Genomic DNA, 25,998 nt, shown 5'->3' with positions numbered 1-25,998 from the left:
GGTATCGGTCTTCCGAACACCGCTCCACGCTGTTTGGCTAAGACCGTTGGCTTATTCTTCCTCGATGCCGAGCTTTGCCTTGACGAGGGCCTGAACAGCTTGCGGATTGGCCTTGCCGCCGGTCGCCTTCATGACCTGACCGACGAACCAGCCTGCAAGTGTGGGCTTTGCCTTGACCTTGGCGACCTGATCCGGGTTGGCAGCGATGATCTCATCGACAGCCTTCTCGATCGCGCCGGTGTCCGTCACCTGCTTCAGACCACGGCTTTCAACGATCTCGGCAGGATCGCCGCCTTCGTTCAAGATGATCTCGAAAACATCCTTGGCGATCTTGCCGGAGATGGTCTCGGCCTTGATGAGGTCGATGATGCCGCCGAGCTGGGCCGGAGAGACTGGCGTTTCTTCGATATCCTTGCCGGTGCGGTTCAAGGCGCCAAGCAAGTCGTTAATGACCCAGTTGGCGGCCGCCTTGCCGTCACGGCCTTCCGCAACGGCTTCGAAATAATCGGCGATCGCCTTTTCCGAGACGAGAACCGAGGCATCGTAGATCGACAGGCCAAGTTCGCGCACGAAGCGCTCCTTCTTGTCGTCGGGCAATTCCGGCAGGTGATCAGCCAATTCTCTGATGAAGGCATCGTCGAATTCGAGCGGCAGAAGGTCCGGATCAGGGAAATAGCGATAGTCATGCGCATCTTCCTTGGTGCGCATGGAACGAGTCTCGCCCTTGTTCGCATCGAATAGCCGGGTTTCCTGGTCGATCGTGCCGCCGTCTTCGAGAATGCCAATCTGCCGGCGAGCTTCGTATTCGATTGCCTGGCCGATGAAGCGGATGGAGTTGACGTTCTTGATTTCACAGCGCGTGCCGAAAGGCTCGCCCGGACGGCGCACCGATACGTTGACGTCGGCGCGCATGGAGCCCTCGTCCATGTTGCCGTCGCAGGTACCGAGGTAGCGCACGATCGAGCGCAGCTTCGTCATGTAGGCCTTGGCCTCATCCGACGTGCGCATATCCGGCTTGGAGACGATCTCCATCAGCGCCACGCCGGACCGGTTGAGATCCACATAGGACATGGTTGCGTGCTGATCGTGAAGCGATTTGCCGGCGTCCTGCTCCAGGTGCAGACGCTCGATGCCGATCTCGATATCCTCGAACTGGCCCTGACGATCCGGACCGAGTGAGATGACGATCTTGCCCTCCCCGACGATCGGGTCCTTGTACTGGGAGATCTGATAGCCCTGCGGCAGGTCCGGATAGAAATAGTTCTTGCGATCGAAAACCGAGCGCTTGTTGATCTGAGCCTTTAGGCCGAGGCCGGTGCGAACGGCCTGCTTGACACATTCCTCGTTGATGACCGGCAGCATGCCGGGCATGGCCGCATCGACGAGCGAGACGTTCGAATTCTGCGGCTTGCCGAACTCCGTGGACGCACCGGAAAAAAGCTTGGAATTGGAAAGCACCTGGGCATGGACTTCCATGCCGATGATGACTTCCCAATCGCCGGTGGCGCCGGGGATATAACGTTTCGGATCAGGCGTGCGAACGTCGACAATGGTCATGAGATGCTCTTCGAAGGCTGTTCTTTTCATCTGGTGAGGTAAAGGAAATGGCCTGCCGGTGCAAGGCTTTCGGCAGCCTAGAAACCCGGGCCGTAGCCTTCCGGCTCCTGCGGGCCGAGATGCTTGCTGAGACCGACTGACGGCACGTCGCGGTCGAGCTTCGGATTATAGGCGACCGAAAGCCAGTGGATCGCGTAGCCGTGCTTCTGGAAGAAGGAGATCGCCTCTGTATTTCCAGAATGGGTCTGCATCGCCGCCTCCTCGAAGCCCTGTTCGAAAATATCAGACTCGATATGCTCCAGAAGTGCGGTGCCGAGCCCCTGACGATTGAAGCTGGGATCGATCCAGAAGTCAGAAATGGTCTCGTCCAGTCCTTCGCGCGCGGCCCAGCCGGCCACCTGCCCGTTCTGTTCGACGACAGTGATGGTCAGCCAGTTATTATCCACGAACGTTCGGAAGGCGGTGCGGGCTCCATCCGTCATGACGTCAGATTCGCCGATCAATGCCATCGCTCTTTGCCAGGCTCGCAAGCCGATTTCGCTCAAGAGCGCCGTGTCGCCTTCGCGGGCATTGCGAATGTGGATCAATGGCACCTCCGCGTTACTGCAGAGAGTAGACCATTGAGTCGGGCAATTTTCCAGTGCCTACAAGGAGATGAAGAAGCGAAAGCAATATTATCGGCGGCTTTTTTGTTCCGCTGCGCCTGCTTGACCGAATTGTGGTTGCTGATAAAAAGCCCGTCAGAGGTGTTTTATGTCTAACCTGCCTGAGACCCGGTAAAGGCCCCTGCCCGCAAGCATAGCCTCGCGCGCATGGGCCAGAAAAACGAAGCCGCGGCGTATCGTGTAAATCCGAGCGCCAAATCGTTTTCGTGCGCCTTCCAAAAGGCGCGTTTCCGGATCAACAGCAATGGACATCTCGCGCGCAGAACAGCGCATCCTGCACCTTATGGCTCAGGGCGGTCGTATCGAAATCATCCGAGACGACAACAAAAAGATCGAAACGGTAAGTTGCTTCACCCGCGACGGCTGGGTCTATCCCGGCTTCGGCATGGAGCTTTTCCGCAAGCTGAAACGGCTGAAGGCAATCAAATCTTCCGCCGGCCAGCCCTATCGGATCACCGAAAGGGGACTGAAGCTCGTCAGGTCACAGCTCGATAACAGATAGGTCTGACAAAGCCTGGCCGTGCGGCGCCGTCGTCCTGCGGCCAGGAATGTTCAGAGCTTTCCAGAAAGCTCCGGGCGCATCGCCGCCCATTCTTCGGCAATCGTGCCTGCTCCCATCGCCTTGCCGGCGCGGCGATACCAGTAGCCTGCGTTCCAATCGTCGCCTTCGACGCGATGGCAAAGGGCATGGCCCCAGTCGAAAACCTGTTCACCCTCGTGGTTCTGGCAGATTTCGTGAACCGCCTCCCACTCTGCGCCCAATTTGAAGCCACTGACAGCGAGGCGATCAAAGGCCTCAATCAACCGTGCAAGATCCTGTTTCGGCATGAGACCCTCCTCACAAAGTCCTCCCTATATCAGGCGCCGGCTCGAAATCCGAGACGGCGCCTGCCTTTCTTCAGGCTTGTCGCGCTAGTCCTCGACCAATTGCTTCTGCAAATGCACCTTTTCGAGCGGGACGCCCATGCTCTTAGCAAACTCGATATCGTGCCAGATGATCTTGAAACCGCAGCGCTCGTAAAGACGGATTGCACTGCTGTTCTTCGCATGCGTGTCGAGCCGCGCCGTTTCCAGGCCCTGGCCTTTCATCAGCTCGCAGAGATAAAGCAGCAGCGCTTTGCCGATGCCTTTGCCCTGATGATCGGGATGGACCCAAAGGTCGGAAATATAGTTTGGGTTATTCTCCCGTGCGCCCCAGCCGACGATTCCTCTATCAAGCTCAGCAACGAAGATCTCGCCCGCCGTCTCATCCGGAAAAATCGCAAATTCCTGCTTCACCCGGTCTATGACAGCGGGATCCCGATAGCTGGCTTCAAAGGCATTGCTTGCCGCCCATGCGGCAAAACCAACAACGCCGACCATTTTGTGGTCGGCGTCCGCAATCTTTCGTATCGTTAAATCTCTCACCACCACTTGGCCGGCGTAAACTTGCCGGCCGCCTGTTCGATGACATGGGCGGTCTTGAAGAGGGTTTCCTCGTCGAAGGCCTTGCCAATGAGCTGCAGGCCAAGCGGCAGGCCCTTGTGGTCGAGGCCGGCGGGAACGGCGATGCCCGGCAGGCCGGCCATGTTCACCGTGACCGTGAAGATGTCGTTCAGGTACATCTTCACCGGATCGGCAGCGAGGTTCTCGTCGGCAACGCCGAAGGCGGACGACGGGGTGGCGGGCGTCAGGATGGCATCGACGCCGGCATCGAAAGCGAGTTCGAAGTCGCGCTTGATGAGCGTGCGGACCTTCTGGGCGCGCAGGTAGTAGGCATCGTAGTAGCCGGCCGACAGCACGTAGGTGCCGATCATGATGCGGCGCTTGACCTCCTGGCCGAAGCCGGCGGCGCGCGTCTTTTCGTACATGTCAACGATATCCTTGCCGTCGACACGCAGGCCGTAGCGTACGCCATCGTAGCGGGCAAGGTTCGAAGAGGCTTCGGCTGGCGCTACGATATAATAGGCAGGCAGGGCATATTTGGTATGGGGCAGCGAGATGTTGACGATCTCCGCACCTGCATCCTTGAGCCAGGCGATGCCCTGCTGCCAGATAGCTTCGATCTCATCGGGCATGCCATCGACGCGATATTCGTTCGGAATGCCGATCTTCATGCCCTTCAGCGACTGGCCGATGGCAGCTTCGTAATCCGGGACCGGCAGGTCGACGGAAGTAGTGTCCTTGGCATCGACGCTCGCCATCGACTTCAGGAGGATCGCGGCATCGCGCACGTCGCGGGCGATCGGGCCGGCCTGATCGAGCGAAGAGGCGAAGGCAACCGTTCCCCAGCGTGAGCAGCGCCCATAGGTCGGCTTGATGCCGACCGTACCGGTGAAGGCAGCCGGTTGGCGGATGGAACCGCCTGTGTCGGTTGCAGTGGCACCTGCGCAGAGATGGGCGGCAACGGCTGCGGCCGAGCCACCGGATGAACCGCCGGGAACGAGCTGCTGGTTGGAGCCTGCGGCCCGCCAGGGGTTGATGACTGCGCCGTAGTGCGAGGTCTCATTGGAAGAGCCCATCGCGAACTCATCCATGTTCAGCTTGCCGAGCATGACGGCGCCGTCGTCCCAGAGGTTCTGGGTGACCGTCGATTCATACCGCGGCTCGAAACCGTCGAGAATGTGGCTGCAGGCCTGAGTGTGCACGCCAACGGTGGCGAACAGATCCTTGATGCCAAGCGGGATGCCTTCGAGATCACCCGCCTTGCCGGAAGCGATGCGCTCGTCGGAATTCTTCGCCATCAGGCGCGCGAGATCCGGCGTGACCTTGACAAACGCGTTGAGCTGGCCATTAGCCGCGTCGATCGCCGAGATATAGGCTTCGGTCAGTTCGGTCGCGGTGATTTCCTTGGCGCGCAGCTTCTGGCGGGCTTCGGCAATGGTCAGGCTGGTGAGTTCGCTCATCATGTTTTCGCTTCAGGTCTGAAAATGGCAACAGGGTCGGAAAGAGGCGGGCAAAGCCTTATTCGACGACTTTTGGCACCAGAAAGAAATTGTGGTCGGTGATCGGGGCATTGGCAACGACATCGGCGGCCTTGTTGCCGTCATTGACGACATCGGCGCGCTTCTTCATGTCCATCGGCGTCACGGATGTCATGGCCTCGACGCCACTAACATCAACTTCGGAAAGCTGCTCGACGAAGCCAAGGATACCATTCAATTCGCCGACCATGCGATTTGCCTCTTCTTCCGAGACGGCAATACGGGCAAGGCGCGCAACGCGCTTGACGGTGGCAAGATCGACGGACATGGCATTCTCCGGATAGGAATTTTCCTATCGCTATAAAGACCATGTCCGTCCTGTGCAACGGGTTTGCCTTTTCGGCTATGCAGAATTCCAGCCCTCAAATCCGCCGAGGATTTGAGGGCAAACGCATCAGAGCGACAGGCTTTCGCCGGGCTTCGGCGCCTTCACGTCCGTCCGCGAGCCTTCCATGCCGGCAATGAACTTTTCCGGCGTCTGGTCGATAATCGGGAAGGTGCCGTAGTGGCAGGGAATGGCCGTCTTGAAGTTGAAGTAACGCTGGCAGGCAAGTGCGGCCACTGCGCCGCCCATGGTAAAGCGGTCACCGATTGGTACGATGCCGATATCCGGCTGATGCAGTTCGTTGATCAGCCCCATGTCGGAGAAAATGTCCGTGTCGCCCATGTGGAACAGGCTCGGCTCGTCGTCGAAATGCAGCATGAGGCCGTTCGCGCTGCCGAGCGAATGGGAAACACCGTCTTCCGTCGTCTGGGCGGAAGAATGAAGCGCATTGGTGAACGTGGCGGTGAAGCCGCCAAGTGAGACCGTGCCGCCGGTATTGCCCATTTCCAGCTTTTCAACGCCCCTCATGCCAAGCCAGGAGGCAAGATCGGCATTGGCGAGAACCACCGCGCCGGTTTCCTTGGCGATCGCTACGGTATCGCCGACATGGTCGCCATGGCCGTGGGTCAGCAAGATATGGGTGATGCCGTTGCTCACATCCTTGATGTCCTGGCCGGTAAAGGACGAATTGTGGGTCAGGAAGGGATCGATCAGGATTTTGGCGGCTTTCGTCTCGATACGGAAAGCAGAATGGCCGAGCCAGGTGATCTTCATGAAAAGTCTCCTTTATTACGTGGTGCGAACAACGATTTCGGGGGCCAGAATGGGTTGAGACTATTCCGGCCGGAAAACCGCTTCGCACTTTTTTTGGAATTGCTCTAAGGACATAGCCGATATGGCCGCAAAGAAAAGCGGCAGGAGCTTCAATTTCTTTTGACGGGATGACATGGCAATGACGGTGCTTACGATCGAGGAACTGGCCGGAACGCTCGGTCCCGGACAGGCAATTGCCGGCATCGATCTCGGCACCAAGACGATCGGTCTTGCCATGTCCGATCTCGGACGCCGCTTTGCGACGCCACGCCCGGTGCTCAAGCGCGAGAAATTCACCATCGATGCCGAGACGCTGCTGGGTTTCGCCGCAAAAGAGAAGGTCGCAGCCTTCGTCATCGGCCTGCCGATGAATATGGACGGATCGGCCGGTCCGCGCGTGCAGGCGACACGGGCTTTCGTGCGCAACATGGAGCAGAAGACCGCCATTCCCTTCATCTACTGGGATGAGCGGCTATCGACAGTGGCTGCCGAACGCGCCTTACTGGAAATGGACGTGTCGCGGGCAAAACGCGCCGAGCGGATCGATTCGGCTGCGGCGAGCTTTATCCTTCAAGGAGCGCTCGACAGGCTTTCTTTGCTGGCGAGATCGGCGGACGACACGGAGGTGTGACGCGCCCTCCACCAGGCAGCGATCTGGCGGCGCTTCCGGAATCCCATGATGGCAAAGACGACTAGACTATCGACGGCTATCGCGCGGGCGACGAGCGGCGGGATTTCCTGTGGCGGCAGGCCGAGCGCCTTGCCGTAAATCTGGAAGGTCAGGTCATGGACCTGCCGCGTCAGCATGAAGATGCCGAAGTTCAGATCGTAATAAGAAAGCCAGTACCATCCCGCCAGGAAGACGATCGGACCGGCCCAGAAGATCAGAAACCACTTCATGCGGCCTCTCCTTCGTGCTTGCGCAGGACCGGCATATCAAGGGAAACGAGCCAGACCGACGATGCCATGATGCAGAGTACGAGCGTGGGCACGGCGATATCCAACGCCAGCACGGCGAAAAACATCATCGCCGCGAGAAGCAATGCGGTTCTGGCGATTTTGGTTTCCATGGCCGAACTCGGGTCCACACTCGTTCCATTTCTAATGTGGATCACACTGGCGGGTTAACCAGCGTCACGCAACGTAAACCAACTGTTAAGGTTAACCGCCGAACAGAGGCTGTGGATTGTTTAGCCGTAGACGCCGCGCACCAGCCGCTTTAGCGCGGTGGCAGCCTTCTCCCAGTCCTTGCCGTTCTTTAAAGCCAGTCCTGCGCACTGCCCGCCGGCCGCGGCAGCAAGCACGAGATGCTGAATGGAGGCAAAGATGAGCGCATTGACGGCGGCAACATCGACGCCCTTCGGCGGTGCCAGCGAACCGCGCATGCGGTCAAGCCACTGGCCGAGTGCCTTCGAGCGCGCTTCTGAAAGGCGCTTCACCTGCTCGGTATTTTCCGACACTTCCCAGGCGACGATCCGGCGCATCAGGGGATCCTCGCGCAGTGCCTCAAGGAAAAGCAAGGACAAGCGCTCCATCAAGTCACCGTAGGTCAGCAAGAACATGCCTCCAGCATCTTCAGGGATGCGGTCCTTGACCCAGTTGCCGAGATCGGCACCGATCGCCTCGACAAGACCGTTGAGGCCGCCATAATACCGATAGATGAGTTGCTTGTCGCAGCCGGCGCGGCGCGCGACAGCGTTGATGCCGAAATTCTGAAAACCCTCTTCCGCCAGCAGGTTCTTGGCGGCTTTCACGATAGCGCGTTCCGTAGCGCTTCTGTCGCGGATACGCTTTTCAGGCTCAGTGGCACCCGCCTGTTCGAGCACGGCCATGGCAGTTTCATTCAGCATTCGGTCAACCCCGGTCTGTCACCAATCGGTGAGTAACAGTGGAATTTTCCGTCCACAATCCTATCTTATTGAGAAGACTGTGGATATTGATGGTCGGCAGCTCTGCTGATGCTGGTGGGCGGCCTGGCGCTTTCTTTCACCCGGTACAACGCGCCCGAGAAATCTTTCCCATGCGGTTGATCGCGATGGACGAAGCCGGCATTGCTGCATTATGAAAAGAGACGACAATTTCTGCTAAGGCCTTGCAATGGTGAATTATATCGAAGCCTCCTCCGCGCCGCCGAAGAACACCGGCGCCATCAGGCTTTATGGCCCTGAAGCATTCGAGGGAATGCGCAATGCGTGCCAGCTGACCGCGCGCTGTCTCGATGCGCTTGCCGATATCGTCAAGCCAGGTCTTGCAACCAATGAAATCGACCGCTTCGTTTTCGAGTTCGGCATGGATAACGGCGCCTATCCGGCGACGCTGAACTATCGCGGCTATACGAAGTCCACCTGCACGTCGATCAACCATGTGGTCTGCCACGGTATTCCCGATGACAAGCTGCTGCGCGAGGGCGATATCGTCAATATCGACGTGACCTTCGTCGTCGATGGCTGGCATGGGGATTCGAGCCGCATGTACCCGGTCGGCCAGATCAAGCGCGCTGCTGAGCGGCTGCTGGAAGTGACCTATGAATCGCTGATGCGCGGCATTGCCGCTGTTCATCCCGGCGCACGCACCGGCGCGATTGGCGAAGCGATCCAGACCTATGCCGAAGCCGAGCGTTGCTCCGTCGTGCGTGATTTCTGCGGCCACGGTGTCGGCCGCCTCTTCCACGACTCGCCGAACATCCTGCATTACGGCCGCGCCAATGAAGGGCCGGAGCTGCGCGAGGGCATGATCTTCACCATCGAACCGATGATCAATCTCGGACGCCCGCACGTGAAGGTGCTGGCGGACGGCTGGACCGCCGTGACGCGTGATCGCTCGCTGTCGGCGCAGTACGAACATACGGTCGGTGTGACCGCCAATGGCTGCGAGATATTCACGCTGTCGCCTGCCGGTCTCGACCGGCCAGGCCTGCCACCACTGAACGGGTGACATCATCCATGGCGAAAGGTCCCGTTCCGCAGGCCAGCGATGACGAACTGCCTTTCGACATGGACGAAGAGATCGCTGTGGACGAACGGGCGTTTTTTGGACAGCCAGCAAAGACTTCAGCCCCCAAGGCGGCCCTCCCCGCCAAGGGAGAGCATTATCACGGCCATCGCGAGAGGCTGCGCAATCGCTTCCGCGACCACGGCGATACGGCGCTTGCCGATTACGAAATCCTCGAACTTCTGCTTTTCCGGCTGATCCCGCGCTGCGACACCAAACCGATCGCCAAGGCGCTGATCGATCGCTTCGGGTCTCTTGCCGGCGTCTTCGGCGCACCGGCGGCACTGCTGCAGGAGGTCAAAGGCGTCGGAGAGGCAGTGGCACTGGATCTGAAGCTGGTATCGACTATCGGCCATCGAACGCTGAAGAGCGAGCTCAAGGGCAAGCAGGTGCTTTCGTCCTGGTCTTCGGTCATTCAGTATTGTCATGCGGCCATGGCGCATGAGACACGCGAGCAGTTCCGCATTCTCTTTCTCGACAAACGCAACGCGCTGATCGCCGACGAGGTGCAGGGGCATGGCACGGTGGACCACACGCCCGTCTATCCGCGTGAGGTAGTGAGGCGGGCGCTCGAGCTTTCGGCAACGGCGCTGATTCTGGTCCACAACCATCCTTCGGGCGATCCCACTCCATCACGCGCCGATATCGACATGACGAAAATGATCATCGACGCGGCAAAGCCGCTCGGTATCGCCATCCACGATCACATCATCATCGGCAAAGACGGACAAGCAAGCCTCAAGGGGCTGCGCTTGATATAAGACTTCGGCTAAGGCATGAAAAAGCCATTATGGCGTTCTCCAAGCTGAATGACTGATAACAGGATGGGAAATATGGGCATTTCTCCTAGTCGTTTATACGCTCCGCCGAGCCTTCGATCGCTGATACGCCTGACGCTTTTGCTGCTCGTCGTGACCGGTATCTATCTCGGCTACCTGCAGCTTTCGACCAATGTGCATGCGGTCGTCGATGGTCAGGTCTATCGCTCTGCCCAGCCCTCTCCTGCAAAGCTTGGCGAACTCGTCAAGGAGTACGGCATCAAAACCGTACTGAACCTGCGCGGCGACAGCAGCGGCGAGGCCTGGTACGATAACGAGGTCGCCGCAGCAAAGGGACTGAATGTCCAGCATATCGACTTCCGCATGTCGGCGACGAAAGAACTTTCCATCGAAGAAGGACGCCAGCTGATGGCGATCATGGCCGCAGCACCCAAGCCGATGCTCATTCACTGCAAGGCCGGCGCCGACCGGACGGGACTGGCTTCGGCCATCTACGTCGCCGGCGTTGCCAAGGAAGGAGAGATGGCGGCGGAATCACAGATATCACTCACATACGGCCATCTGTCGCTTTTCTTCATCGGCGCCTATGCTATGGATCGCACATTCGAGCGGCTTGAGCCAATGTTCGGCTTTTTGAACTCCTAAACTGGGCCGGAATACAAACTGTAATATTGACCGGCTACCGATGAACGCGCGACATTTCGCGTCGCAATATGATTCCAATTCCAGTCGGGGCTAAAGATGTTCCAGTACGATCTCGTGGTAGTGGGCAGCGGTCCGGCAGGGCGCCGCGGCGCAATCCAGGCTGCAAAACTTGGCAAGAAAGTGCTGGTCATCGAGCAGGGAAAACGTGTCGGGGGCGTGTCCGTCCATACCGGCACGATCCCTTCCAAGACGCTGCGCGAAACCGCACTCAACCTTTCCGGCTGGCGCGAACGCGGATTCTACGGCCGCAGCTACCGCGTAAAGCAGGAGATCAGCGCTGAAGATCTGCGCCGCCGCCTGCTGATCACGCTCAATCATGAAGTGGAAGTGCTCGAACATCAGTTCGCCCGCAACCGCGTCCAACATATCCGCGGCAAGGCCAGCTTCGTCGACGCCAATACCCTGCAGGTCATCAAGGACGATGGCGACACGATGACGGTGACCGGCGCCAGCATTCTTCTTGCGGTCGGCACCAAGCCCTTCCGGCCCGACTACATCCCCTTCGACCACAAGACCGTGCTCGACAGCGACGAACTGCTCGACATCGAGGAATTGCCGCGCACGATGGTCGTCATCGGCGCCGGCGTCATCGGCATCGAATATGCGACGATCTTTTCGGCGCTGGATACGGCCGTGACCGTCATCGATCCGAAATCGACCATGCTCGATTTCATCGATAAGGAAATTGTCGAGGATTTCACCTATCAGCTACGCGACCGCAACATGAAGCTGCTGCTTGGCACGAAGGCGGATAAGGTCGAGCGGCTTGATAACGGCAAGGTCCAGCTGACGCTCGACAGCGGCCGACATCTCATGACCGACATGGTGCTTTTTGCCGCGGGGCGCATGGGTGCCACCGATTCGCTCAACTTAGACGCCATCGGTCTCGAGGCTGACAGCCGTGGACGCCTGAAGGTCAATCCCGAGACCTTCCAGACTTCCGTGCCTAATGTCTACGCCGCCGGCGATGTCGTCGGCTTTCCAAGCCTTGCCTCGACGTCCATGGAACAGGGTCGCATTGCTGCGCGCGTCGCAATCGGCGCCGTCGCCAAGGAGCCGCAGAAGTATTTTCCCTACGGTATTTATGCCGTGCCGGAAATCTCCACCTGTGGCCTGACCGAAGAGGAAATGAAGGATCGTGGCATTCCCTATGAGTGCGGTATCGCCCGTTTCCGGGAGACATCGCGCGGCCACATCATGGGCCTCGATACCGGTCTTCTGAAGCTCATCTTCTCGCTGAAGACGCGTCGCCTGCTCGGCGTGCACATTGTCGGCGAGGGTGCCACCGAGCTCGTGCATATCGGCCAGGCTGTGCTCAACCTGAAGGGCACAGTCGAATATTTCGTTGAAAATACCTTCAACTACCCGACGCTTGCCGAAGCCTATAAAATCGCGGGCCTCGATGCGTGGAACCGCATGGGCGATATAAAGTCCGAACTTTGAGGACGCGGGGGGAACGCCCTCGCCTCTCCAGACGGCCAGAACGTAAGCCTCTGAAATTTAATTTCTATTTTTCCACAAGGCGTCTCGTTGCACGCTACTGCTGATTGCCCTGCGCCCCTGCGCCAACTACCTATATCCTATGTCAAAAGATATTGGTAAGGTCAGTGTGTCCACACCTTGCATTGTCGTGTTGCGTTTTGCTCATCGTCTTCCCAAGTATGGGGTGCCCCTTTCGACAACCTGAAATCCATGTATTCGACCGGCCTGCGGTACCAGTAAGTCCAACAATGCAGACCACAACGAAAGATAGATATTTTGCCCGATATTTCAGAGGCTGCTCGCAGACGGTTTCAGCTCATCCTGATAAAGCCGTCGCACTATGACGATGACGGCTATGTGATCCGATGGTGGCGGGCAATGATCCCCTCCAACTCACTGGCGGCGATCTATGGGATTGCCGCTGAATGTGCGGAGCGGCGGGTGCTCGGGGCCGACACAGCCATCGACATCACCGTCATTGATGAGACTAATACGCGAATCGATTTTGCGGCGCTGATTTCCCAGTTCAAACGCAACAATAATTTCGGAATGGTCGCGCTTATTGGCGTGCAATCCAATCAATACCCCCGCGCACTCGATATTGCCCGCCCCTTGCGCGATGCCGGACTGCCGGTCACGATGGGCGGCTTTCATATCTCGGGATGCCTGTCGATGCTCGACGGCGACGCGATCGGCCTCGAGGAATGCCGCAAGATGGGCGTTTCGATGTTTGCCGGCGAGGCCGAAGGGCGGCTGGAGATGGTGCTGCGCGACGCAGCCGCCGGCGAACTGAAGCCGCTCTACAATTTCATGAACGACCTTCCTGGCATCGGCGGCACGCCGGTGCCTTTTCTGCCGAAAGACAATATTCAGCGCACGCTTGGTCTGAGCACCAGTTTCGATGCCGGCCGCGGGTGTCCCTATCAGTGCTCGTTCTGCACGATTATCAACGTCCAGGGCCGTAAATCCCGCTTCCGCTCGGCCGACGATGTCGAGAAGCTGGTGCGTATGAACTGGGCGCAGGGCATCCATAAATTCTTCATCACCGATGACAATTTCGCCCGCAACAAGGATTGGGAAGCGATTTTCGACCGGCTGATCGAGCTCAGGGAAAAGGACGGCATTCCGCTCGGCCTGATGATCCAGGTGGACACGCTCTGCCACAAGATCCCGAACTTCATCGAAAAATCCAAACGCGCCGGCGTCACCCGTGTCTTCATCGGCCTTGAAAACGTCAATCCGGACAATCTCACCGCCGCCAAGAAAAACCAGAACAAGATCACCGAATATCGCAAGATGCTGCTGGCCTGGAAGGCACAGGGCATCATGACGCTCGCCGGCTATATTCTGGGCTTCCCGGCAGACACGCCGGAATCGATCCGTCGCGACATCAAAATCATTCAGGAAGAGCTGCCGCTCGATGTCATCGAATTCTTCGTTCTGACACCGCTGCCTGGTTCCGAGGACCATCAGGTTCTCTGGAAGAAGGGCGTCGAAATGGACGCCGATCTCAACATCTACGACGTCGAGCATGTCTGCACAGCTCATCCGAAGATGAGCAAGAAGGAGTGGGAAGATATCTACCAGGAGGCCTGGTCGCTCTATTACTCGCCTGAGCATACAAAGACCCTGCTGCGCCGTGGCGCGGCAACCGGCATCAAGCTCTCCAGCCTTGTCAAGGTGCTGGTCTCGTTTGCGACCACCGTGCCGCTTGAGAACGTTCATCCTCTGCAGAGCGGCCTTTTGCGCCTGAAACATCCTTCGGAGCGGCGCCCTGGCCTTAAGCGCGAGCACCCGCTGCTCTTCTGGCCACGCTTTGCCTTCGATACCGCCCGCAAGCATCTCTCGCTTGCCGGCACGATCATCAAGCTCAGTGTCTCGGCTTTCCTGATTGCACGCCAGGCAGATGCGAAGAGCTATATGGACAAGGCATTGACGCCGGTTGCCGATGATGACGAAGACGTTCTCGATCTTTTCACCAAGACTGCTGGTGGCACCGCCGCCGTCAGCCACATCAAAAAGGTCGCGGAACTAACCCACGCTCGAAAGGCCGTCTGACACGGACTCCGGACAGGCACATCGCCTGCCCCATACAAAAGGCTTCAACAAAAAAGCCCTGCCGCGAGCGGCAGGGCTTTTGACTTCAGTGCAGAAAAGCCGATTATTCGGCGCTGTCTTCGGAAGCCTTCTTCTTCGGAGCGGCCTTCTTCTTCGGCGCAGCTTCTTCGCCTTCAGCAGCGTCTGGAGAAGATTCGGCCTTGGCCGCAGCCTTCTTCTTCGGAGCAGCCTTCTTGGCGTCGGCCTTTTCAGCGCCTTCGCCTTCTTCATCGGCGAGCAATTCTTCCTTGGTCACCTTCTTGTCGGTGACGGCGATTTCGGTCAGCAGGTGGTCGATGACCTTTTCTTCGAAGATCGGAGCGCGGATCGAAGCGGCGGCACCCGGCTGGCTGCGGAAGAACTCGAGGATCTGCTTCTCCTGGCCCGGATACTGGCGCAGCTGTTCGTAGATTGCGCGCTGCATTTCGTCTTCGCTGACTTCGACACCGGCCTTTTCGCCGATTTCGGAGAGAACGAGGCCGAGGCGGACGCGACGCTCGGCGAGCTTCTGGTATTCTTCGCGTGCCTTTTCTTCGGTCGTGTCTTCGTCTTCGAAGGTCTTGCCGGACTGGGCGAGGTCGTTGCTGACCTGGTTCCAGATGCCGTTATATTCGGCTTCGACGAGCTTGGACGGGGTTTCGAACTTGTACATCTCGTCGAGCTGGTCGAGGATCTGGCGCTTCAGCTTCTGGCGCGTCAGCGAACCGTACTGGGATTCGATCTGGCCGCGGACGATTTCCTTTAGACGATCGGCGGATTCGAGGCCGAGTTTCTTGGCAAGTTCGTCGTTGATCTCAACATCAGCCGGAGCAGCGACTTCCTTGACGGTAACGTCGAAGGTGGCTTCCTTGCCGGCGAGGTTCTTGGCCGGATAGTCGGCCGGGAAGGTCACGGTGATGGTCTTCTCGTCGCCGGCCTTGACGCCGACGAGTTGGTCTTCGAAGCCCGGGATGAAACGGCCGGAACCGAGAACCAGTTCAGCGTCCTGATCGGTGCCGCCATCGAAGGCAACGCCGTCGACCTTGCCGACATAGTCCATCTTGACGCGGTCGCCGTTGGCAGCCTTGCCCTTCTTTTCGGCGTAGTCGCGGGCGCTTTCAGCGACCTTGAGAACCTGCTCGTTGACTTCGTCGTCCGAGATATCGACGACTTCGCGCGTGACCTTGATGCCCTTGTTGGACTTCAGTTCGATCGGCGGAAGAACTTCATAGGACAGGGTGAATTCGAAATCCTGCTGGGCAGCGAGAATCTTTTCCGCCTCGTCCTTGTCTTCGGTCATGTTGATTTCCGGCTGGGTAGCCGACTTTTCGCCACGGCTGGACAGGATCTGGGTCGGTTGGTCGCGAACGATCTCGTTGACCAGATCTGCCATGATGGACTTGCCATAGACCTTCTTGAGGTGAGCGGGCGGAACTTTGCCCGGACGGAAACCGTTGATGCGAACCTTGTCCTTCACGTCTGCGAGGCGTTCGTTCAGCTTGCTTTCCATGTCCTTGGCCGGGATAACGACCTTGATTTCGCGCTTCAGCCCTTCAGCGAGCGTTTCGATAACCTGCATGTCTTCCTACCTTCATTTCCGTGGCGGCCGTGCCCAGACGCCGTTCGTTTCGGTGAGCACGACGCCGGCCAACTGCCGCGCGTGGCTTTTTCTCAATTCCTGTTCGTTCCGCTTTAAGCGGAACAGCACTCGCTTTCCGGGTATCCGGGACAACTAAGTTCCAGTCCTCCCGCCCTGCAAGGCAGCTTGGTGCGGGTAGAGAGACTTGAACTCCCACGCCTTGCGGCACCAGAACCTAAATCTGGCGTGTCTACCAATTTCACCATACCCGCGTTCGCAAAACCGCATGCATATGCCTGCGCATGAGGCCTTCCGGAGCGCGGCGTCTCTATATCACCCGATTTAGAACAGGCAAAGGAAAAATGAACGGCAAATGACAGGGATTTGCGGCAAAAGCCCACCGTTCCCATCAGTCATGCCGGCTCTCAATAGAGAGGCTCTTCATAGGTCGGCTTGCCGTCCACAACGAGGCTGCGGATCTGCGCGGCACCGGATGATGAAACGCTGGCGGCAATCGAAACGACGCCCTCGTTACGGGCCTCCTCCAATGGCTTGCCCTCGCCTTCCGGCACGTAATAGCGCTCTATCCCGTATTCGACCCGGATGGTTTCGCCGTTGTCGGGACCATAGCTGTAGAAAGGCAGGCTGCGCAGTACGACCGTATCTGAGGTGACCGGCAGTTCCCCAAAGGACGATTCGACAATACCCCAGAACCCATCCTGCTGGCGCTTGAGGCGCACCCAGAGGGTCTGCTCGCCGGCTTCTGCCGGAATGCCGCCGATGACTGTCGAGACAGGGACCGACGATATATCGTAATTCAGCACCACGTAGTCGCCACGCAGGAAATCCCGCGGATCAACCGGAGCCGTCTTCAGCAGTACTTCGGTGCCGCTTGCCAGGATAGAAGCGCGGCTCTGGATGATGTAACCGAGGATCAGCGTCTGCAGGCCAGCAACGAGGATCGCGGCAACAATATAGAAGCGGCCGGTCTGCGGTTTTGCGAAGGCAAAGCTCATGCGCGTTCCTCCCCTGCCTCTATTGATTCCGGTCCGGCCGCGAAGCGTCTTTCGAGGCGGATGACGACCCAGGCGACGGCAGCGACCATCAGTCCCGAGAACAGGAAGAGGCTCGACGTGCCCAAGATCGTGCCGACCGTCACCGAGGCCAGATAGAGCATCTCGGCAGCGAAGGCGCCATAGGCCAGATAACGTACCGCTCCATTGTCCCGCCCATGCAGCGCGATCGCCGCAACGGCGGCAGCAAGCGTCAGCAGGCCGATCACGACCATACGCCCGCCCTCATCCATTTCGGCATGAAGCAGGAGCAATCCCATGATGGCGACAAGGAAACTATAAAATGCCGGAGCGGCGCCGGCAGTTTTGACGAGCGTAGAAATCGGGCGGATGGGCAAGGCTGTCAACAGGAAAGCCACCATGCCGAGCACGGCGAAGGCGATCGCCACGGATATCTCTTCAGTCAGCACATAGAGCCAAGCGAGCCAGCCGACCACCAGCAGATAGGCGAGATGACGCGCCCGCTCGGCGCCGGTAAAGCGCACCAGCCCGATGACGACAGTCGCCATGACAAGCGGCGCATAGGGGCCAAAGCCGACCCAGCGCGTGTCGAAACTCTCAAGATAGACTGCAAAGGAGGCCCAAGAGAGGAAGCCTGCGACAACGGTCACTGCAGCCGAGCGGAAAAGGGTTGCTGAAACGGTTGCTACGGCAAACCAGAGGTACATCACCGTCTGTTCGTCGCCCGAGAGGTGATACATCTGGCCGATGAGCGAGATGGCACCGCCGAAGCTCAGCGCACCGACGATGAGCAGACCGCCGGCGCTGGCGACCGCACTACGCATAAGAAGAAGTGCAGCGCCGATGTGAACCGCCCAGATGAGCGCCAGCATCAGGCCGACGCGGACGAGGCGGGGGATATACTCCCAGTTCGAAGCGACGAGAAGCAGAAGGGCCGCCCCGAGCAGCACGGCCGCCAATCCCATCAGCACGCGGCCGACGCTGAAGCTGGCCGGACGCGTATCGTATTCGGCAAGCAGCGTCTTTGCCGTCACTTCCTCAAGAAGTCCCTTCTCCACCCAGAGCGAGAGATCCCGCCCCAATCTGCCGCGATACATGCCCTGCCCCGCATTGATCCGTCATTTTTGCTTCTGCATTTATAGCGCAAGATCGGCACGCGGAAATGCCGGCATTTAAAATACTCAAATTCCTCATTGGTCTTAATTGGGGCAGCCATTAACCAAGCGCTAACCGCATCATTGCTAATATATGATCATTACGCGCAAGGCATGCATGAGCCGCATAGCCACCATGATTATATTGCACTGCAAAACAATCAAAAGTCATACTATTTACCGTATATCGAAGTACGGGGATGGCGCCCCGGCCCGGTTTTCCGGACGCCCGCGGACGTATGCCCGTGACGAGATTCGCAGATGCGCACTCCTCCTCCCAGCGCCCTGCGATAGACTGGCAACACTCCTCCTCCCAGTTGCCAGTCACCATCATGACGCCCACCGGATCCTCCCCCGGTGGGCGTTTTTCTTAACAAGTGATTAAACGATTAGTATCCTACCTTTTCGGGCTTTCGCGTGAATCAAGGTAAAGCAACCGTTAAGCCGCATCGGACAGTCGGGAGAGCGCTTCGGCGCGCGGAGGCCCGTTCCGGATATCCATTCGGACATGCGGCTACAGAGAAGACCGTCGCGGGCGCCGCTGCAGGTCGAATATCCTTCCGAGAACACGGCAGCCTAAGAAAAAATCGTTCAGCCTATTCATTGATAAAAAAATGGTCAAAGCGGGAGAATCATGGCCTAAGCTTTGCGATTTGCGCATAGGTGACCTGAAATCTTGGCTCTGTTAGTTCTTCGCGGCGCAACATATATTCTGGTCATCAGATAGAGGTCAGCGCCGGAGACGGGCTGCTGGCAGGATCAAGCCCTAGGAAAGGGGATTAACATGAACTTCTCTCGCTCTTTCAATAACTGGCGCAAGTATCGTCAGACCGTTACTGAACTCGGCCGCATGACCAACCGCGAATTGCATGACCTCGGTATCGACCGTTCGGACATACATCGCGTTGCCCGCGAAGCTGCCGCCCGCTAAGTACAGGTAATCGCTGCTCCTCCCAAGCAGATTGCCTTTCTAAAACGCCTGCTGCTCCCGCAGCGGGCGTTTTCTTTTTGCGCATGCACTCGCTGCCGTAAGGTTGCGAAAGAGTTAATTCCTGGCCCGCTCAAAAATCGCGCGTTGCATAATTAGCGGGCACCAGAGTGCACAATTGCATAGCAGACGCCTTTTATTTGCACTGCACAATCTCCAGGGCCTCGATTATATAGATGTCAACCGCAGAGACAGCGATCCCGCTGCCTGCACAAGACATCTGAGGAAGAGACCATGAACCCGATTCGCATTGCAAAGAGCTGGATTAGCTACCGCCGTACGCTCAACGAACTTGGCAACCTGTCCAACCAGACGCTCGCCGATATCGGCGTCAGCCGCTACGACATCCGCGGCATCGCGTCCCGCTCGTTCCGCTAGTAGTAAGCGACCATTCTCCAAAACGGCGCCATCAGGCGCCGTTTTCGTTTTTGAGCTTTACTCGTTGTTTAGCGGAACCCGACAGCCTTCCGTCAGTTCTCCTTCATGAAAGGAGACCACCCATGGCAAACCAACTCAATGCCGGTTTTACCGGGCAGCCGGTGAACAAGCGCGAAGGCATCAGAAAGACTGCATCGAACACCGCCTCTGCGGTCAAACGCGAGGTGCGAGCGGTCGCAACGGGTGCGGCCGATCATTCCCATACCGCCAGCTCTGTAGTTGTCGGCATTGGGGTTCTCGCTTTCAGCATCGGCTATCTGCTGGGCCGCCAGTCCGTCGAGACCAGCCGTTTCTGGAGGTAACATCATGGCGAGAACCATTTCCGAAAAAGCAACTGACGATGCACGGGCGGAAGACAGCCCAGCTGCCGATGCGCGTCGGCGCGAAATTATGGACGAAACCTCCCGGGCGCTGAATGCCCGACGTAAGGACGCTCCATCCACAAAGGGTGAAATAGACACGTTCAACGAACATACGGAAGAAACGACTCCCGACGATCTTCCGAAACTTGCTGCACAACGCGAAGCAGCACGCGAACATGGGGATGCCTACATTGTCGATGCCGATCTCGAAGATGCTGACCAGCGCGAAGCATCGCCCGGAACGCGAGAGCAGAGTTGATCACGTTGCGGCGCCAGCAGGCGCCGTTTTTGATTCTATTGTTGGATCGCATGTGCTGGCGTGATATCAGCCGCCAATGACCGATAATTCCTCCTACTCCCCTATTCATGTCATCGGCGGCGGACTGGCCGGCTCCGAAGCTGCGTGGCAGATCGCCAATGCCGGCGTTCCCGTAATCTTGCATGAAATGCGCGGCGTTCGCGGCACGGATGCGCACAAGACCGATGGGCTTGCCGAGCTCGTCTGCTCCAACTCCTTCCGCTCGGATGATGCTACCAGCAACGCCGTTGGCGTCATCCATGCAGAAATGCGCATGGCTGGTTCATTGATCATGGCGTCGGCCGACAAACATCAGGTGCCGGCAGGCGGCGCACTGGCCGTCGACCGCGATGGCTTTTCTGACGCCGTAACCAAGGCGATCCACGAGCATCCGATGATCACGGTCGTGCGCGAGGAGATTTCCGGCCTGCCGCCGAAGGACTGGGATTTGGCCATTATCGCCACCGGTCCCCTGACCGCGCCGTCACTAGCAGGCGCGATCCAGGCGGAAACGGGTGAGGATTCTCTTGCCTTCTTCGATGCCATCGCGCCGATCGTCTACCGCGACAGCATCGACATGGATATCTGCTGGTATCAGTCCCGCTACGACAAGATCGGTCCCGGCGGCACGGGCAAGGACTATATCAACTGCCCGATGACCGAGGAGCAATACAATGCCTTCGTCGATGCCCTCACGGCTGGCGATACGGTCGGCTTCAAGGAATGGGAGGGCACGCCCTATTTCGACGGGTGCCTGCCAATCGAGGTGATGGCCGAGCGCGGACGCGAAACGCTGCGCCATGGGCCCATGAAGCCGATGGGCCTCACCAACGCGCATAATCCGACCGTGAAAGCCTATGCCGTCGTACAGCTTCGCCAGGACAATGCGCTTGGCACGCTCTACAACATGGTCGGCTTCCAAACGAAGCTGAAATATGGCGCCCAGGCCGATATCTTCCGCATGATCCCAGGGCTTGAGAATGCCGAATTTGCCCGGCTCGGCGGTCTGCACCGCAATACCTACATCAATTCGCCCACCCTGCTCGATCCGTCGCTAACCTTGAAATCGCGGCCGGGCCTGCGCTTTGCCGGCCAGATCACCGGCTGCGAAGGTTATGTCGAAAGCGCAAGCGTGGGTCTGCTGGCCGGCCGCTTTGCCGCTGCGGAACGTAAGGGAGAACCAGTTTCGCTTCCCCCCGCAACAACAGCGCTCGGGTCGCTTCTTGGCCATATCACTGGCGGCCATCTGGTCACTGACGAGGAGCCGGGTAAGCGCTCCTTCCAGCCAATGAATATCAATTTCGGGTTGTTTCCGGAGCTTCAGGCAGGTTCCATCGTCAAGCCTGAAGGCGTTAAGCGCTTCCGGGGCAAGGATAAGACGATCATGAAGCGTCAGCTGATCGCCAAGCGGGCACTTTCAGATTGCGCCGCGTGGCTCGGGCAGGATGTCGAACGCGCCGAAAGCGCCTGAGTTTAGTGGCCGTTCACCGTCGAGGTATTCGGCACAGGCAGTTCCTTGTCCTGCTCTGCAACATAATTGCCGAGCAGCCAGAGCGAGACTTCTGACGCTTCCTTGGCAGAAGCGAACTCGTAGGTGCCGCTGTGATTGGGGGCGTTGGCAAATTCGATGCTCAGCCCCTTGCCCGTTTCAGACGCCAGAACGCGCACCGTGCCCGGCTCGATCAGATGGCAAGCGAAATGGCGCGACATGTTGCGCATGAAGCCCGCCTTGTTGTCATGCAGACGCACGAAGACGGCCTGCCCATCGGCTGTCGCCTGAAGCTGACGGATCGCCTCATTGGGGAATGCGCGGCCGAATTCGATGATGGCAAGGCCCGTGTCGTGCAGGCCATCTTCCTTGTTCTGAGCAGCCATGCGCGTCGCCACGTAGGCGATGAAGATGACGATGGCGAAAAGAACGCACCAGACGATAATGCCCATGCGGATTCTCCGTTTAGAATGGGTGTACCTGACCTAACGCACGAGACTTGCGCGAGTTTGACCGTTGTTCAGATTTTCTTGCGCATACCGGCAAAAGCCATGCGCATCTGACGGCGCCATTGCGGCTCCTGCAGCGATACTTCCAGAACGGCTGCACCGCGCTTCTGCGCCTTCACCAGCACCGGTTCCGCGAGCGCAACCGGCAGGAAGGCGGGCAGCACCGATGACGGCAGCGCAGACGCTCTCGCCTTGGCCAGGTGATCGCGACCGAGCCCGGCAAAAGCTTCGATGGCTGCAGAGATGCGCGACCTATCCGCACCAGCCAGGAAGCTTTCCCGGTCAAGGCCTGTGGCCGAGAGAATTTCGAGCGGGATATAGACCTGGCCGCGACGTTGATGGAGTGGCATCAGCAGTAGCATGCCAGATATAGCCTGCGCCACGCCGGCATGGCCTGCGGCATCGGCGGATATCATCGCCTCATCAGGGTAAAGGATGAGGCTAGCAAGCTGAATGAGTGCAGAGGCTGTTTCGCCCGCATAGCCTTCTAGCGCGGTTCGGCTTTCCATCGGGTTGTCGTAGAGATCGAAGATCCGCGCCTCGATCATGTTGACGAGCGTCTGGCGTGGAAGCCGATGCGTCTCGACGGCCGAAAGAAGGGCTGCCGCGAGCGGATTGCCCTCGGTCGAGCCGTGCGCATTGCCTTCCAGAAGATCGCGCCAATATTGCATGCGGATCTCGCCGGGCAACGGCTCGTGCACGAGGTCGCGGATGCGGGCGAGCTCACCATTGAAAGCGTAGAGAGCAGCGAGCGCGCCTCGCTTGTCATCAGGCGACAGCAGGCAGGCGAGGTAGCGGTCACGGTCGATATCGCGCAGCATCGCCAGGCTGATATCCTGGTTCGTCTTTGGATCGGCCATGTTCAGACCGCGATGAGGGCGGCGGCGACGGCACGCTGTTCGGAGAGCATGATATTAAAGGTGCGCACAGCAGCGCCCGTGCTCATCGGATCGGAAGAGATACCGCGGGCCTTGAGGGCGGCACGCAACTCTGCAGGCAGGCGGCGAAGCTCTGTACCAGTGCCGACGAGGAGCACTTCGATATCGGCGGCCTCATCGATTACACGGCGAAAATTCTCCACCGATAGCGGCTTCGTCATGTCCATATCCCAGCCGTGAATGCCCGAAGGCAGGCAGAGGATCGAGCCGCGATGCGACATATCCGCAAAGCGGAAGCCGCCATTGCCATAGGTGTCGATGGGAGCGCGACCCGGGAAATGGGCGTCGCGGATTTCAATGCCTTTTGCCATGTAACTATACCGCCGGCTTGCCGGGTTTCATGCTGATATCGCCCTCGTCCTCGCCACCGCTCTCCCGGCGCAGCCGGAAGATGATGAGAACGGGCGCTGCTATATAGATGGAGGAGAATGTCCCCAGCGCAACGCCGAAGAGCATGGTGAATGTGAAGGAGCGGATGACGGCGCCGCCGAAGATGTAGAGTGCAAGCAGCGCCAGCAGAGTCGTGGCGGCCGTAAGAATGGTGCGCGAGAGCGTTTGATTGATCGCGGCATCGATCAGGATCGGCAACGGCATCTTCCGGTAGCGCTTTAGATTTTCGCGCATACGGTCGTACACAACAACGGTATCGTTCAGCGAATAGCCGACGACGGTCAGAAGCGCTGCCACACTCGTCAGATTGAACTCCATGCCACTGAGCACGAAAAGGCCAAGCATGATAATGACATCGTGCAACGTCGCGACAATTGCGCCAACCGCAAACTGCCATTCGAAGCGGATCCAGATATAGAGGAGGATGGCGAATAGCGAGGCGAGGATGCCGATCGTCGCCAGCATCGTCAGCTCGCCCGAGACGGCCGGTCCCACGACTTCTACACGGCGGAAATCATAGTCCTCGGCCAATTCGCCACGAATGAACGTCGCGACCGACTGCTCGGCATTTTCGCCGCCATCCTGCGAGCCGACACGGATCAGGGCGTTGGTGGCATCGCCGATGCGCTCGACACGCACCGGCCCGAGGTTCAGTTCGTTCAGACGGGCGCTCAGATCGGCAATATCGGCATTGCCCTGCTTCGCCTTGACCTCGATCAGCGAACCGCCCGTAAAGTCGATGCCGAGCTGCAGACCGACCGTGGCGAAGGCCAGCATGGCGGCGATGCAAAGCGCCGCCGATGCCGTGAAAACGTAACGGCGGATGCCCATGAAACGAATGTTGGCATGCTCGAACAGTCCGGTCAGCGCACTCTTCGGCAGGTGGCGCGGATGACGTCTTGCAAGCCACGCGGCCACGAAGCTGCGCGTCAGCGTGAAGGCCGTCAGGATGGTCGTGAGGATGCCGATGGCCAGCGTCACCGCAAAGCCACGGATGGATTCGCTGCCGACAAAGAACAGAATGACGGCAGCGATGAAGATCGTAACGTTAGCGTCGACGATCGTAGCAAAGGCACGCGAGAAGCCACGCTCGACCGCCTGGGCGAAGGTGGTATGCGGCACCCTCTCCTCTTCACGGATACGCTCATAGATCAGCACATTGGAATCCACGGCCATGCCGACGATCAGCACGAGGCCGGCAATGCCCGGAAGCGTCAATATCGCACCCGCAAGGCTCAGCACCGCGACGATCAACACCAGATTGAAGGCCAGCGAAACGACGGCGATGATACCGAGTATGCGGTAGAGCGTGATCATCAGTGTTGCGACGAGCACGACCGCGACAATGCCGGCAATTAGACCGGAGAAGACGGATTCGGAGCCGAAGACCGGGCTGACGGTCCGCTCTTCCACCGATGTCAGCGTCGCAGGCAGCGCGCCTGCCCGCAACATAACGGCCAGATCCTCAACACCCTCTTCGGAGAAATTGGCTGATATCTCGCCACTTCCATCCGACATTGGCGCTTCGATGACTGGGTCAGCCATGACCTGATCGTCAAAGACAATAGCAAGGTGTTTCCCGACATTGGCGCTCGTTGCCTGCGCCAGACGTTTTGCCGCCTCGGCATTCAGCCGATAGACGATCGCGCTGTCCTGCGTCTGCGGATCGGTCTTGGTATCGACTTCGGCGAAATCGGCACTTGTCGCGATCACCGTGCGATCGACGAGATAGGGAACCGGCGGATCATCCAGGGAATACAGCACCTGCGAGGTCGCGGGCCAACGGCCGGCAAGCGCCTGCTGGCCGGTCATGCTCTCATCAATGAGGTGAAACGAGAGTGCTGCAGGTTCGTTCAGCAGGTTCTTCAGCCGCTCGGCATCGACTAAGCCCAGAACCTGCACTGCAATCCGATCGTTCCCGTCAGGACGAACGGTGAAATTCTCTTTGCCGAAACCGGCGATACGGCGGGCGACAATGTCGAGCGAGCGCGTCTGCGCAGCAATCGTGTCGGCATCGATCGCCTTGTCGGAGATCTGCAGCGTCAACTGACCATCGTTGCTCTGCTGCAATGAGACGTCGGCTGATGTCAGTGACTTCAGGAGATCGGCTGCGGCCTGCAGCTGGGCCATATCGGTGACCTTGACCGTCACCGTCTGCGCGGTTCCGGCGAGCCCCGTATAGCGGATACCGGCGCCGCGGAGCTTGTCACGAACGCTGGCAACCGTAGCCTCGAGCCGGTCCCGGATAATGTCGGAGCGTTCGAGGCGGAGGACGATACGAGAACCGCCCTGCAGATCGAGCCCGAGGGTGGCGCGGTCCTGACGGATCCAGCTGGGCAGAGAGGAAAGCTGCGCCTGGCTCAGGAGATTGGGCGCAGCGACGACAATAGCGGCAATCGCAACCAACCAGATCAGAAGTGTTTTCAAGCGGGAAAAATGGTGCATTCTCTCGACTATCTTCCG

The 25,998-nt window shown here is 58.7% G+C and carries 29 protein-coding genes and 1 tRNA gene; 12 read left to right on the top strand and 18 right to left on the bottom strand.

Annotation, left to right across the window (positions count from 1 at the left end; genetic code table 11):
- Window positions 1-51: 51 nt before the first annotated feature.
- Window positions 52-1,557, bottom strand: a complete 1,506-nt coding sequence (gene gatB / locus JNB85_RS13405; RefSeq protein WP_220334779.1) for an Asp-tRNA(Asn)/Glu-tRNA(Gln) amidotransferase subunit GatB — start codon at window positions 1,555-1,557, stop codon at window positions 52-54.
- A 77-nt stretch (window positions 1,558-1,634) separates the two neighbouring features.
- The gene (locus JNB85_RS13400) at window positions 1,635-2,144 is read right to left on the bottom strand and encodes a GNAT family N-acetyltransferase (RefSeq protein ID WP_220334778.1); all 510 of its coding nucleotides are present in this window, start codon (window positions 2,142-2,144) and stop codon (window positions 1,635-1,637) included.
- Window positions 2,145-2,466: 322 nt separating this feature from the next.
- On the opposite strand from JNB85_RS13400, the gene JNB85_RS13395 reads away from it, so the two are divergent.
- Entirely contained in the window at window positions 2,467-2,724 is a 258-nt protein-coding gene (locus JNB85_RS13395) for a YjhX family toxin (protein WP_220334777.1), read from the top strand.
- 50 nt (window positions 2,725-2,774) lie between these two features.
- On the opposite strand, the gene JNB85_RS13390 is transcribed toward JNB85_RS13395, so the two are convergent.
- The 5 genes from JNB85_RS13390 to JNB85_RS13370 form a co-directional block, all read right to left on the bottom strand.
- Window positions 2,775-3,050, bottom strand: coding sequence for a hypothetical protein (locus JNB85_RS13390; RefSeq protein WP_220334776.1), 276 nt, complete (start codon window positions 3,048-3,050; stop codon window positions 2,775-2,777).
- Window positions 3,051-3,134: 84 nt separating this feature from the next.
- A complete protein-coding gene (locus JNB85_RS13385) occupies window positions 3,135-3,635 on the bottom strand; it encodes a GNAT family N-acetyltransferase (RefSeq protein WP_338050329.1) in 501 nt (166 codons plus the stop codon).
- On the bottom strand, window positions 3,626-5,107 hold the full coding sequence (gatA, locus tag JNB85_RS13380; RefSeq protein WP_220334967.1) for an Asp-tRNA(Asn)/Glu-tRNA(Gln) amidotransferase subunit GatA: 1,482 nt from the start codon (window positions 5,105-5,107) through the stop codon (window positions 3,626-3,628). The genes JNB85_RS13385 and gatA overlap by 10 nt, the downstream gene beginning before the upstream one ends.
- A gap of 58 nt (window positions 5,108-5,165) precedes the next feature.
- A complete protein-coding gene (gatC, locus tag JNB85_RS13375; RefSeq protein WP_183821965.1) occupies window positions 5,166-5,453 on the bottom strand; it encodes an Asp-tRNA(Asn)/Glu-tRNA(Gln) amidotransferase subunit GatC in 288 nt (95 codons plus the stop codon).
- 126 nt (window positions 5,454-5,579) lie between these two features.
- Window positions 5,580-6,284, bottom strand: coding sequence for a metal-dependent hydrolase (locus tag JNB85_RS13370; RefSeq protein ID WP_220334775.1), 705 nt, complete (start codon window positions 6,282-6,284; stop codon window positions 5,580-5,582).
- A gap of 178 nt (window positions 6,285-6,462) precedes the next feature.
- Between JNB85_RS13370 and ruvX the strand changes: the two genes are divergently transcribed.
- Window positions 6,463-6,954: a Holliday junction resolvase RuvX gene (ruvX, locus tag JNB85_RS13365; protein WP_220334774.1), complete on the top strand. Its 492-nt coding sequence runs from the start codon at window positions 6,463-6,465 to the stop codon at window positions 6,952-6,954.
- On the opposite strand, the gene JNB85_RS13360 is transcribed toward ruvX, so the two are convergent.
- The 3 genes from JNB85_RS13360 to JNB85_RS13350 form a co-directional block, all read right to left on the bottom strand.
- Window positions 6,894-7,223, bottom strand: a complete 330-nt coding sequence (locus tag JNB85_RS13360) for a DUF6105 family protein (RefSeq protein ID WP_220334773.1) — start codon at window positions 7,221-7,223, stop codon at window positions 6,894-6,896. The two genes, ruvX and JNB85_RS13360, sit on opposite strands and share 61 nt — an antisense overlap.
- Window positions 7,220-7,393, bottom strand: a complete 174-nt coding sequence (locus tag JNB85_RS13355) for a hypothetical protein (RefSeq protein ID WP_220334772.1) — start codon at window positions 7,391-7,393, stop codon at window positions 7,220-7,222. The genes JNB85_RS13360 and JNB85_RS13355 overlap by 4 nt, the downstream gene beginning before the upstream one ends.
- Window positions 7,394-7,513: 120 nt before the next feature.
- Window positions 7,514-8,173: a TetR/AcrR family transcriptional regulator gene (locus JNB85_RS13350; protein WP_220334771.1), complete on the bottom strand. Its 660-nt coding sequence runs from the start codon at window positions 8,171-8,173 to the stop codon at window positions 7,514-7,516.
- A gap of 247 nt (window positions 8,174-8,420) precedes the next feature.
- On the opposite strand from JNB85_RS13350, the gene map reads away from it, so the two are divergent.
- The 5 genes from map to JNB85_RS13325 all read left to right on the top strand — a co-directional run bounded on the left by map (window position 8,421) and on the right by JNB85_RS13325 (window position 14,338).
- Window positions 8,421-9,257: a type I methionyl aminopeptidase gene (gene map / locus JNB85_RS13345; protein WP_220334770.1), complete on the top strand. Its 837-nt coding sequence runs from the start codon at window positions 8,421-8,423 to the stop codon at window positions 9,255-9,257.
- Window positions 9,258-9,265: 8 nt separating this feature from the next.
- Window positions 9,266-10,075: a RadC family protein gene (gene radC / locus JNB85_RS13340; protein WP_220334769.1), complete on the top strand. Its 810-nt coding sequence runs from the start codon at window positions 9,266-9,268 to the stop codon at window positions 10,073-10,075.
- Window positions 10,076-10,147: 72 nt separating this feature from the next.
- Window positions 10,148-10,738 carry a dual specificity protein phosphatase family protein gene (locus tag JNB85_RS13335; RefSeq protein WP_220334768.1) on the top strand — a complete coding sequence of 197 codons (591 nt, stop codon included), beginning with the start codon at window positions 10,148-10,150 and terminating at the stop codon, window positions 10,736-10,738.
- Window positions 10,739-10,834: 96 nt separating this feature from the next.
- On the top strand, window positions 10,835-12,241 hold the full coding sequence (sthA, locus tag JNB85_RS13330; protein ID WP_220334767.1) for a Si-specific NAD(P)(+) transhydrogenase: 1,407 nt from the start codon (window positions 10,835-10,837) through the stop codon (window positions 12,239-12,241).
- Window positions 12,242-12,556: 315 nt separating this feature from the next.
- The gene (locus tag JNB85_RS13325) at window positions 12,557-14,338 is read left to right on the top strand and encodes a B12-binding domain-containing radical SAM protein (protein ID WP_220334766.1); all 1,782 of its coding nucleotides are present in this window, start codon (window positions 12,557-12,559) and stop codon (window positions 14,336-14,338) included.
- Between the two features lie 103 nt (window positions 14,339-14,441).
- Here JNB85_RS13325 and tig read toward each other — a convergent pair whose 3' ends face one another.
- The 4 genes from tig to JNB85_RS13305 form a co-directional block, all read right to left on the bottom strand.
- The gene (gene tig / locus JNB85_RS13320; protein WP_220334765.1) at window positions 14,442-15,935 is read right to left on the bottom strand and encodes a trigger factor; all 1,494 of its coding nucleotides are present in this window, start codon (window positions 15,933-15,935) and stop codon (window positions 14,442-14,444) included.
- A gap of 187 nt (window positions 15,936-16,122) precedes the next feature.
- Window positions 16,123-16,207: transfer RNA gene (locus tag JNB85_RS13315), tRNA-Leu, on the bottom strand.
- 153 nt (window positions 16,208-16,360) lie between these two features.
- The gene (locus JNB85_RS13310; RefSeq protein WP_220334764.1) at window positions 16,361-16,951 is read right to left on the bottom strand and encodes a GDYXXLXY domain-containing protein; all 591 of its coding nucleotides are present in this window, start codon (window positions 16,949-16,951) and stop codon (window positions 16,361-16,363) included.
- A complete protein-coding gene (locus JNB85_RS13305) occupies window positions 16,948-18,066 on the bottom strand; it encodes a DUF2157 domain-containing protein (RefSeq protein WP_220334763.1) in 1,119 nt (372 codons plus the stop codon). Before JNB85_RS13305 ends, JNB85_RS13310 begins: the two co-directional genes overlap by 4 nt.
- 841 nt (window positions 18,067-18,907) lie before the next feature.
- On the opposite strand from JNB85_RS13305, the gene JNB85_RS13300 reads away from it, so the two are divergent.
- The 5 genes from JNB85_RS13300 to trmFO all read left to right on the top strand — a co-directional run bounded on the left by JNB85_RS13300 (window position 18,908) and on the right by trmFO (window position 21,680).
- A complete protein-coding gene (locus tag JNB85_RS13300; RefSeq protein WP_112568189.1) occupies window positions 18,908-19,054 on the top strand; it encodes a DUF1127 domain-containing protein in 147 nt (48 codons plus the stop codon).
- 291 nt (window positions 19,055-19,345) lie between these two features.
- On the top strand, window positions 19,346-19,489 hold the full coding sequence (locus JNB85_RS31230; protein ID WP_112545790.1) for a DUF1127 domain-containing protein: 144 nt from the start codon (window positions 19,346-19,348) through the stop codon (window positions 19,487-19,489).
- A gap of 122 nt (window positions 19,490-19,611) precedes the next feature.
- Complete coding sequence (locus JNB85_RS13290) at window positions 19,612-19,851, top strand: hypothetical protein (protein WP_220334762.1); 240 nt, start codon at window positions 19,612-19,614, stop codon at window positions 19,849-19,851.
- Between the two features lie 4 nt (window positions 19,852-19,855).
- The gene (locus tag JNB85_RS13285; protein ID WP_220334761.1) at window positions 19,856-20,170 is read left to right on the top strand and encodes a hypothetical protein; all 315 of its coding nucleotides are present in this window, start codon (window positions 19,856-19,858) and stop codon (window positions 20,168-20,170) included.
- Between the two features lie 76 nt (window positions 20,171-20,246).
- Window positions 20,247-21,680 (top strand): methylenetetrahydrofolate--tRNA-(uracil(54)-C(5))-methyltransferase (FADH(2)-oxidizing) TrmFO, encoded by a 1,434-nt coding sequence (gene trmFO, locus JNB85_RS13280; RefSeq protein WP_220334760.1) that lies wholly within the window; start codon window positions 20,247-20,249, stop codon window positions 21,678-21,680.
- A gap of 2 nt (window positions 21,681-21,682) precedes the next feature.
- Here the strand turns inward: trmFO and JNB85_RS13275 are convergent, their stop codons facing one another.
- The 4 genes from JNB85_RS13275 to secDF all read right to left on the bottom strand — a co-directional run bounded on the left by JNB85_RS13275 (window position 21,683) and on the right by secDF (window position 25,980).
- Window positions 21,683-22,150 (bottom strand): hypothetical protein, encoded by a 468-nt coding sequence (locus JNB85_RS13275; RefSeq protein ID WP_220334759.1) that lies wholly within the window; start codon window positions 22,148-22,150, stop codon window positions 21,683-21,685.
- A gap of 68 nt (window positions 22,151-22,218) precedes the next feature.
- Entirely contained in the window at window positions 22,219-23,073 is an 855-nt protein-coding gene (locus JNB85_RS13270) for a phytoene/squalene synthase family protein (protein ID WP_420852268.1), read from the bottom strand.
- Entirely contained in the window at window positions 23,070-23,456 is a 387-nt protein-coding gene (locus JNB85_RS13265; protein WP_220334757.1) for an Mth938-like domain-containing protein, read from the bottom strand. The genes JNB85_RS13270 and JNB85_RS13265 overlap by 4 nt, the downstream gene beginning before the upstream one ends.
- Before the next feature lie 4 nt (window positions 23,457-23,460).
- Window positions 23,461-25,980 (bottom strand): protein translocase subunit SecDF, encoded by a 2,520-nt coding sequence (gene secDF / locus JNB85_RS13260; protein ID WP_220334756.1) that lies wholly within the window; start codon window positions 25,978-25,980, stop codon window positions 23,461-23,463.
- Between the last annotated feature and the right edge of the window lie 18 nt (window positions 25,981-25,998).

Source organism: Rhizobium mesosinicum (assembly GCF_019511345.1).
Lineage (GTDB): Bacteria > Pseudomonadota > Alphaproteobacteria > Rhizobiales > Rhizobiaceae > Rhizobium > Rhizobium mesosinicum.
The sequence above is the reverse complement of the archived record's forward strand: the minus strand, read 5'-3'. Positions and strand labels throughout refer to the sequence as shown.

Excerpts from the sequence above, each read along its gene's own strand:
- gatB (WP_220334779.1), bottom strand. The coding sequence starts at position 1,557 with ATGACCATTGTCGACGTTCGCACGCCTGATCCGAAACGTTATATCCCC.
- JNB85_RS13395 (WP_220334777.1), top strand. The coding sequence starts at position 2,467 with ATGGACATCTCGCGCGCAGAACAGCGCATCCTGCACCTTATGGCTCAG.
- JNB85_RS13390 (WP_220334776.1), bottom strand. The coding sequence starts at position 3,050 with ATGCCGAAACAGGATCTTGCACGGTTGATTGAGGCCTTTGATCGCCTC.
- gatA (WP_220334967.1), bottom strand. The coding sequence starts at position 5,107 with ATGAGCGAACTCACCAGCCTGACCATTGCCGAAGCCCGCCAGAAGCTG.
- gatC (WP_183821965.1), bottom strand. The coding sequence starts at position 5,453 with ATGTCCGTCGATCTTGCCACCGTCAAGCGCGTTGCGCGCCTTGCCCGT.
- JNB85_RS13370 (WP_220334775.1), bottom strand. The coding sequence starts at position 6,284 with ATGAAGATCACCTGGCTCGGCCATTCTGCTTTCCGTATCGAGACGAAA.
- ruvX (WP_220334774.1), top strand. The coding sequence starts at position 6,463 with ATGACGGTGCTTACGATCGAGGAACTGGCCGGAACGCTCGGTCCCGGA.
- JNB85_RS13360 (WP_220334773.1), bottom strand. The coding sequence starts at position 7,223 with ATGAAGTGGTTTCTGATCTTCTGGGCCGGTCCGATCGTCTTCCTGGCG.
- JNB85_RS13355 (WP_220334772.1), bottom strand. The coding sequence starts at position 7,393 with ATGGAAACCAAAATCGCCAGAACCGCATTGCTTCTCGCGGCGATGATG.
- JNB85_RS13350 (WP_220334771.1), bottom strand. The coding sequence starts at position 8,173 with ATGCTGAATGAAACTGCCATGGCCGTGCTCGAACAGGCGGGTGCCACT.
- map (WP_220334770.1), top strand. The coding sequence starts at position 8,421 with ATGGTGAATTATATCGAAGCCTCCTCCGCGCCGCCGAAGAACACCGGC.
- radC (WP_220334769.1), top strand. The coding sequence starts at position 9,266 with ATGGCGAAAGGTCCCGTTCCGCAGGCCAGCGATGACGAACTGCCTTTC.
- JNB85_RS13335 (WP_220334768.1), top strand. The coding sequence starts at position 10,148 with ATGGGCATTTCTCCTAGTCGTTTATACGCTCCGCCGAGCCTTCGATCG.
- sthA (WP_220334767.1), top strand. The coding sequence starts at position 10,835 with ATGTTCCAGTACGATCTCGTGGTAGTGGGCAGCGGTCCGGCAGGGCGC.
- tig (WP_220334765.1), bottom strand. The coding sequence starts at position 15,935 with ATGCAGGTTATCGAAACGCTCGCTGAAGGGCTGAAGCGCGAAATCAAG.
- JNB85_RS13310 (WP_220334764.1), bottom strand. The coding sequence starts at position 16,951 with ATGAGCTTTGCCTTCGCAAAACCGCAGACCGGCCGCTTCTATATTGTT.
- JNB85_RS13305 (WP_220334763.1), bottom strand. The coding sequence starts at position 18,066 with ATGTATCGCGGCAGATTGGGGCGGGATCTCTCGCTCTGGGTGGAGAAG.
- JNB85_RS13300 (WP_112568189.1), top strand. The coding sequence starts at position 18,908 with ATGAACTTCTCTCGCTCTTTCAATAACTGGCGCAAGTATCGTCAGACC.
- JNB85_RS31230 (WP_112545790.1), top strand. The coding sequence starts at position 19,346 with ATGAACCCGATTCGCATTGCAAAGAGCTGGATTAGCTACCGCCGTACG.
- JNB85_RS13290 (WP_220334762.1), top strand. The coding sequence starts at position 19,612 with ATGGCAAACCAACTCAATGCCGGTTTTACCGGGCAGCCGGTGAACAAG.
- JNB85_RS13285 (WP_220334761.1), top strand. The coding sequence starts at position 19,856 with ATGGCGAGAACCATTTCCGAAAAAGCAACTGACGATGCACGGGCGGAA.
- trmFO (WP_220334760.1), top strand. The coding sequence starts at position 20,247 with ATGACCGATAATTCCTCCTACTCCCCTATTCATGTCATCGGCGGCGGA.
- JNB85_RS13275 (WP_220334759.1), bottom strand. The coding sequence starts at position 22,150 with ATGGGCATTATCGTCTGGTGCGTTCTTTTCGCCATCGTCATCTTCATC.
- JNB85_RS13265 (WP_220334757.1), bottom strand. The coding sequence starts at position 23,456 with ATGGCAAAAGGCATTGAAATCCGCGACGCCCATTTCCCGGGTCGCGCT.
- secDF (WP_220334756.1), bottom strand. The coding sequence starts at position 25,980 with ATGCACCATTTTTCCCGCTTGAAAACACTTCTGATCTGGTTGGTTGCG.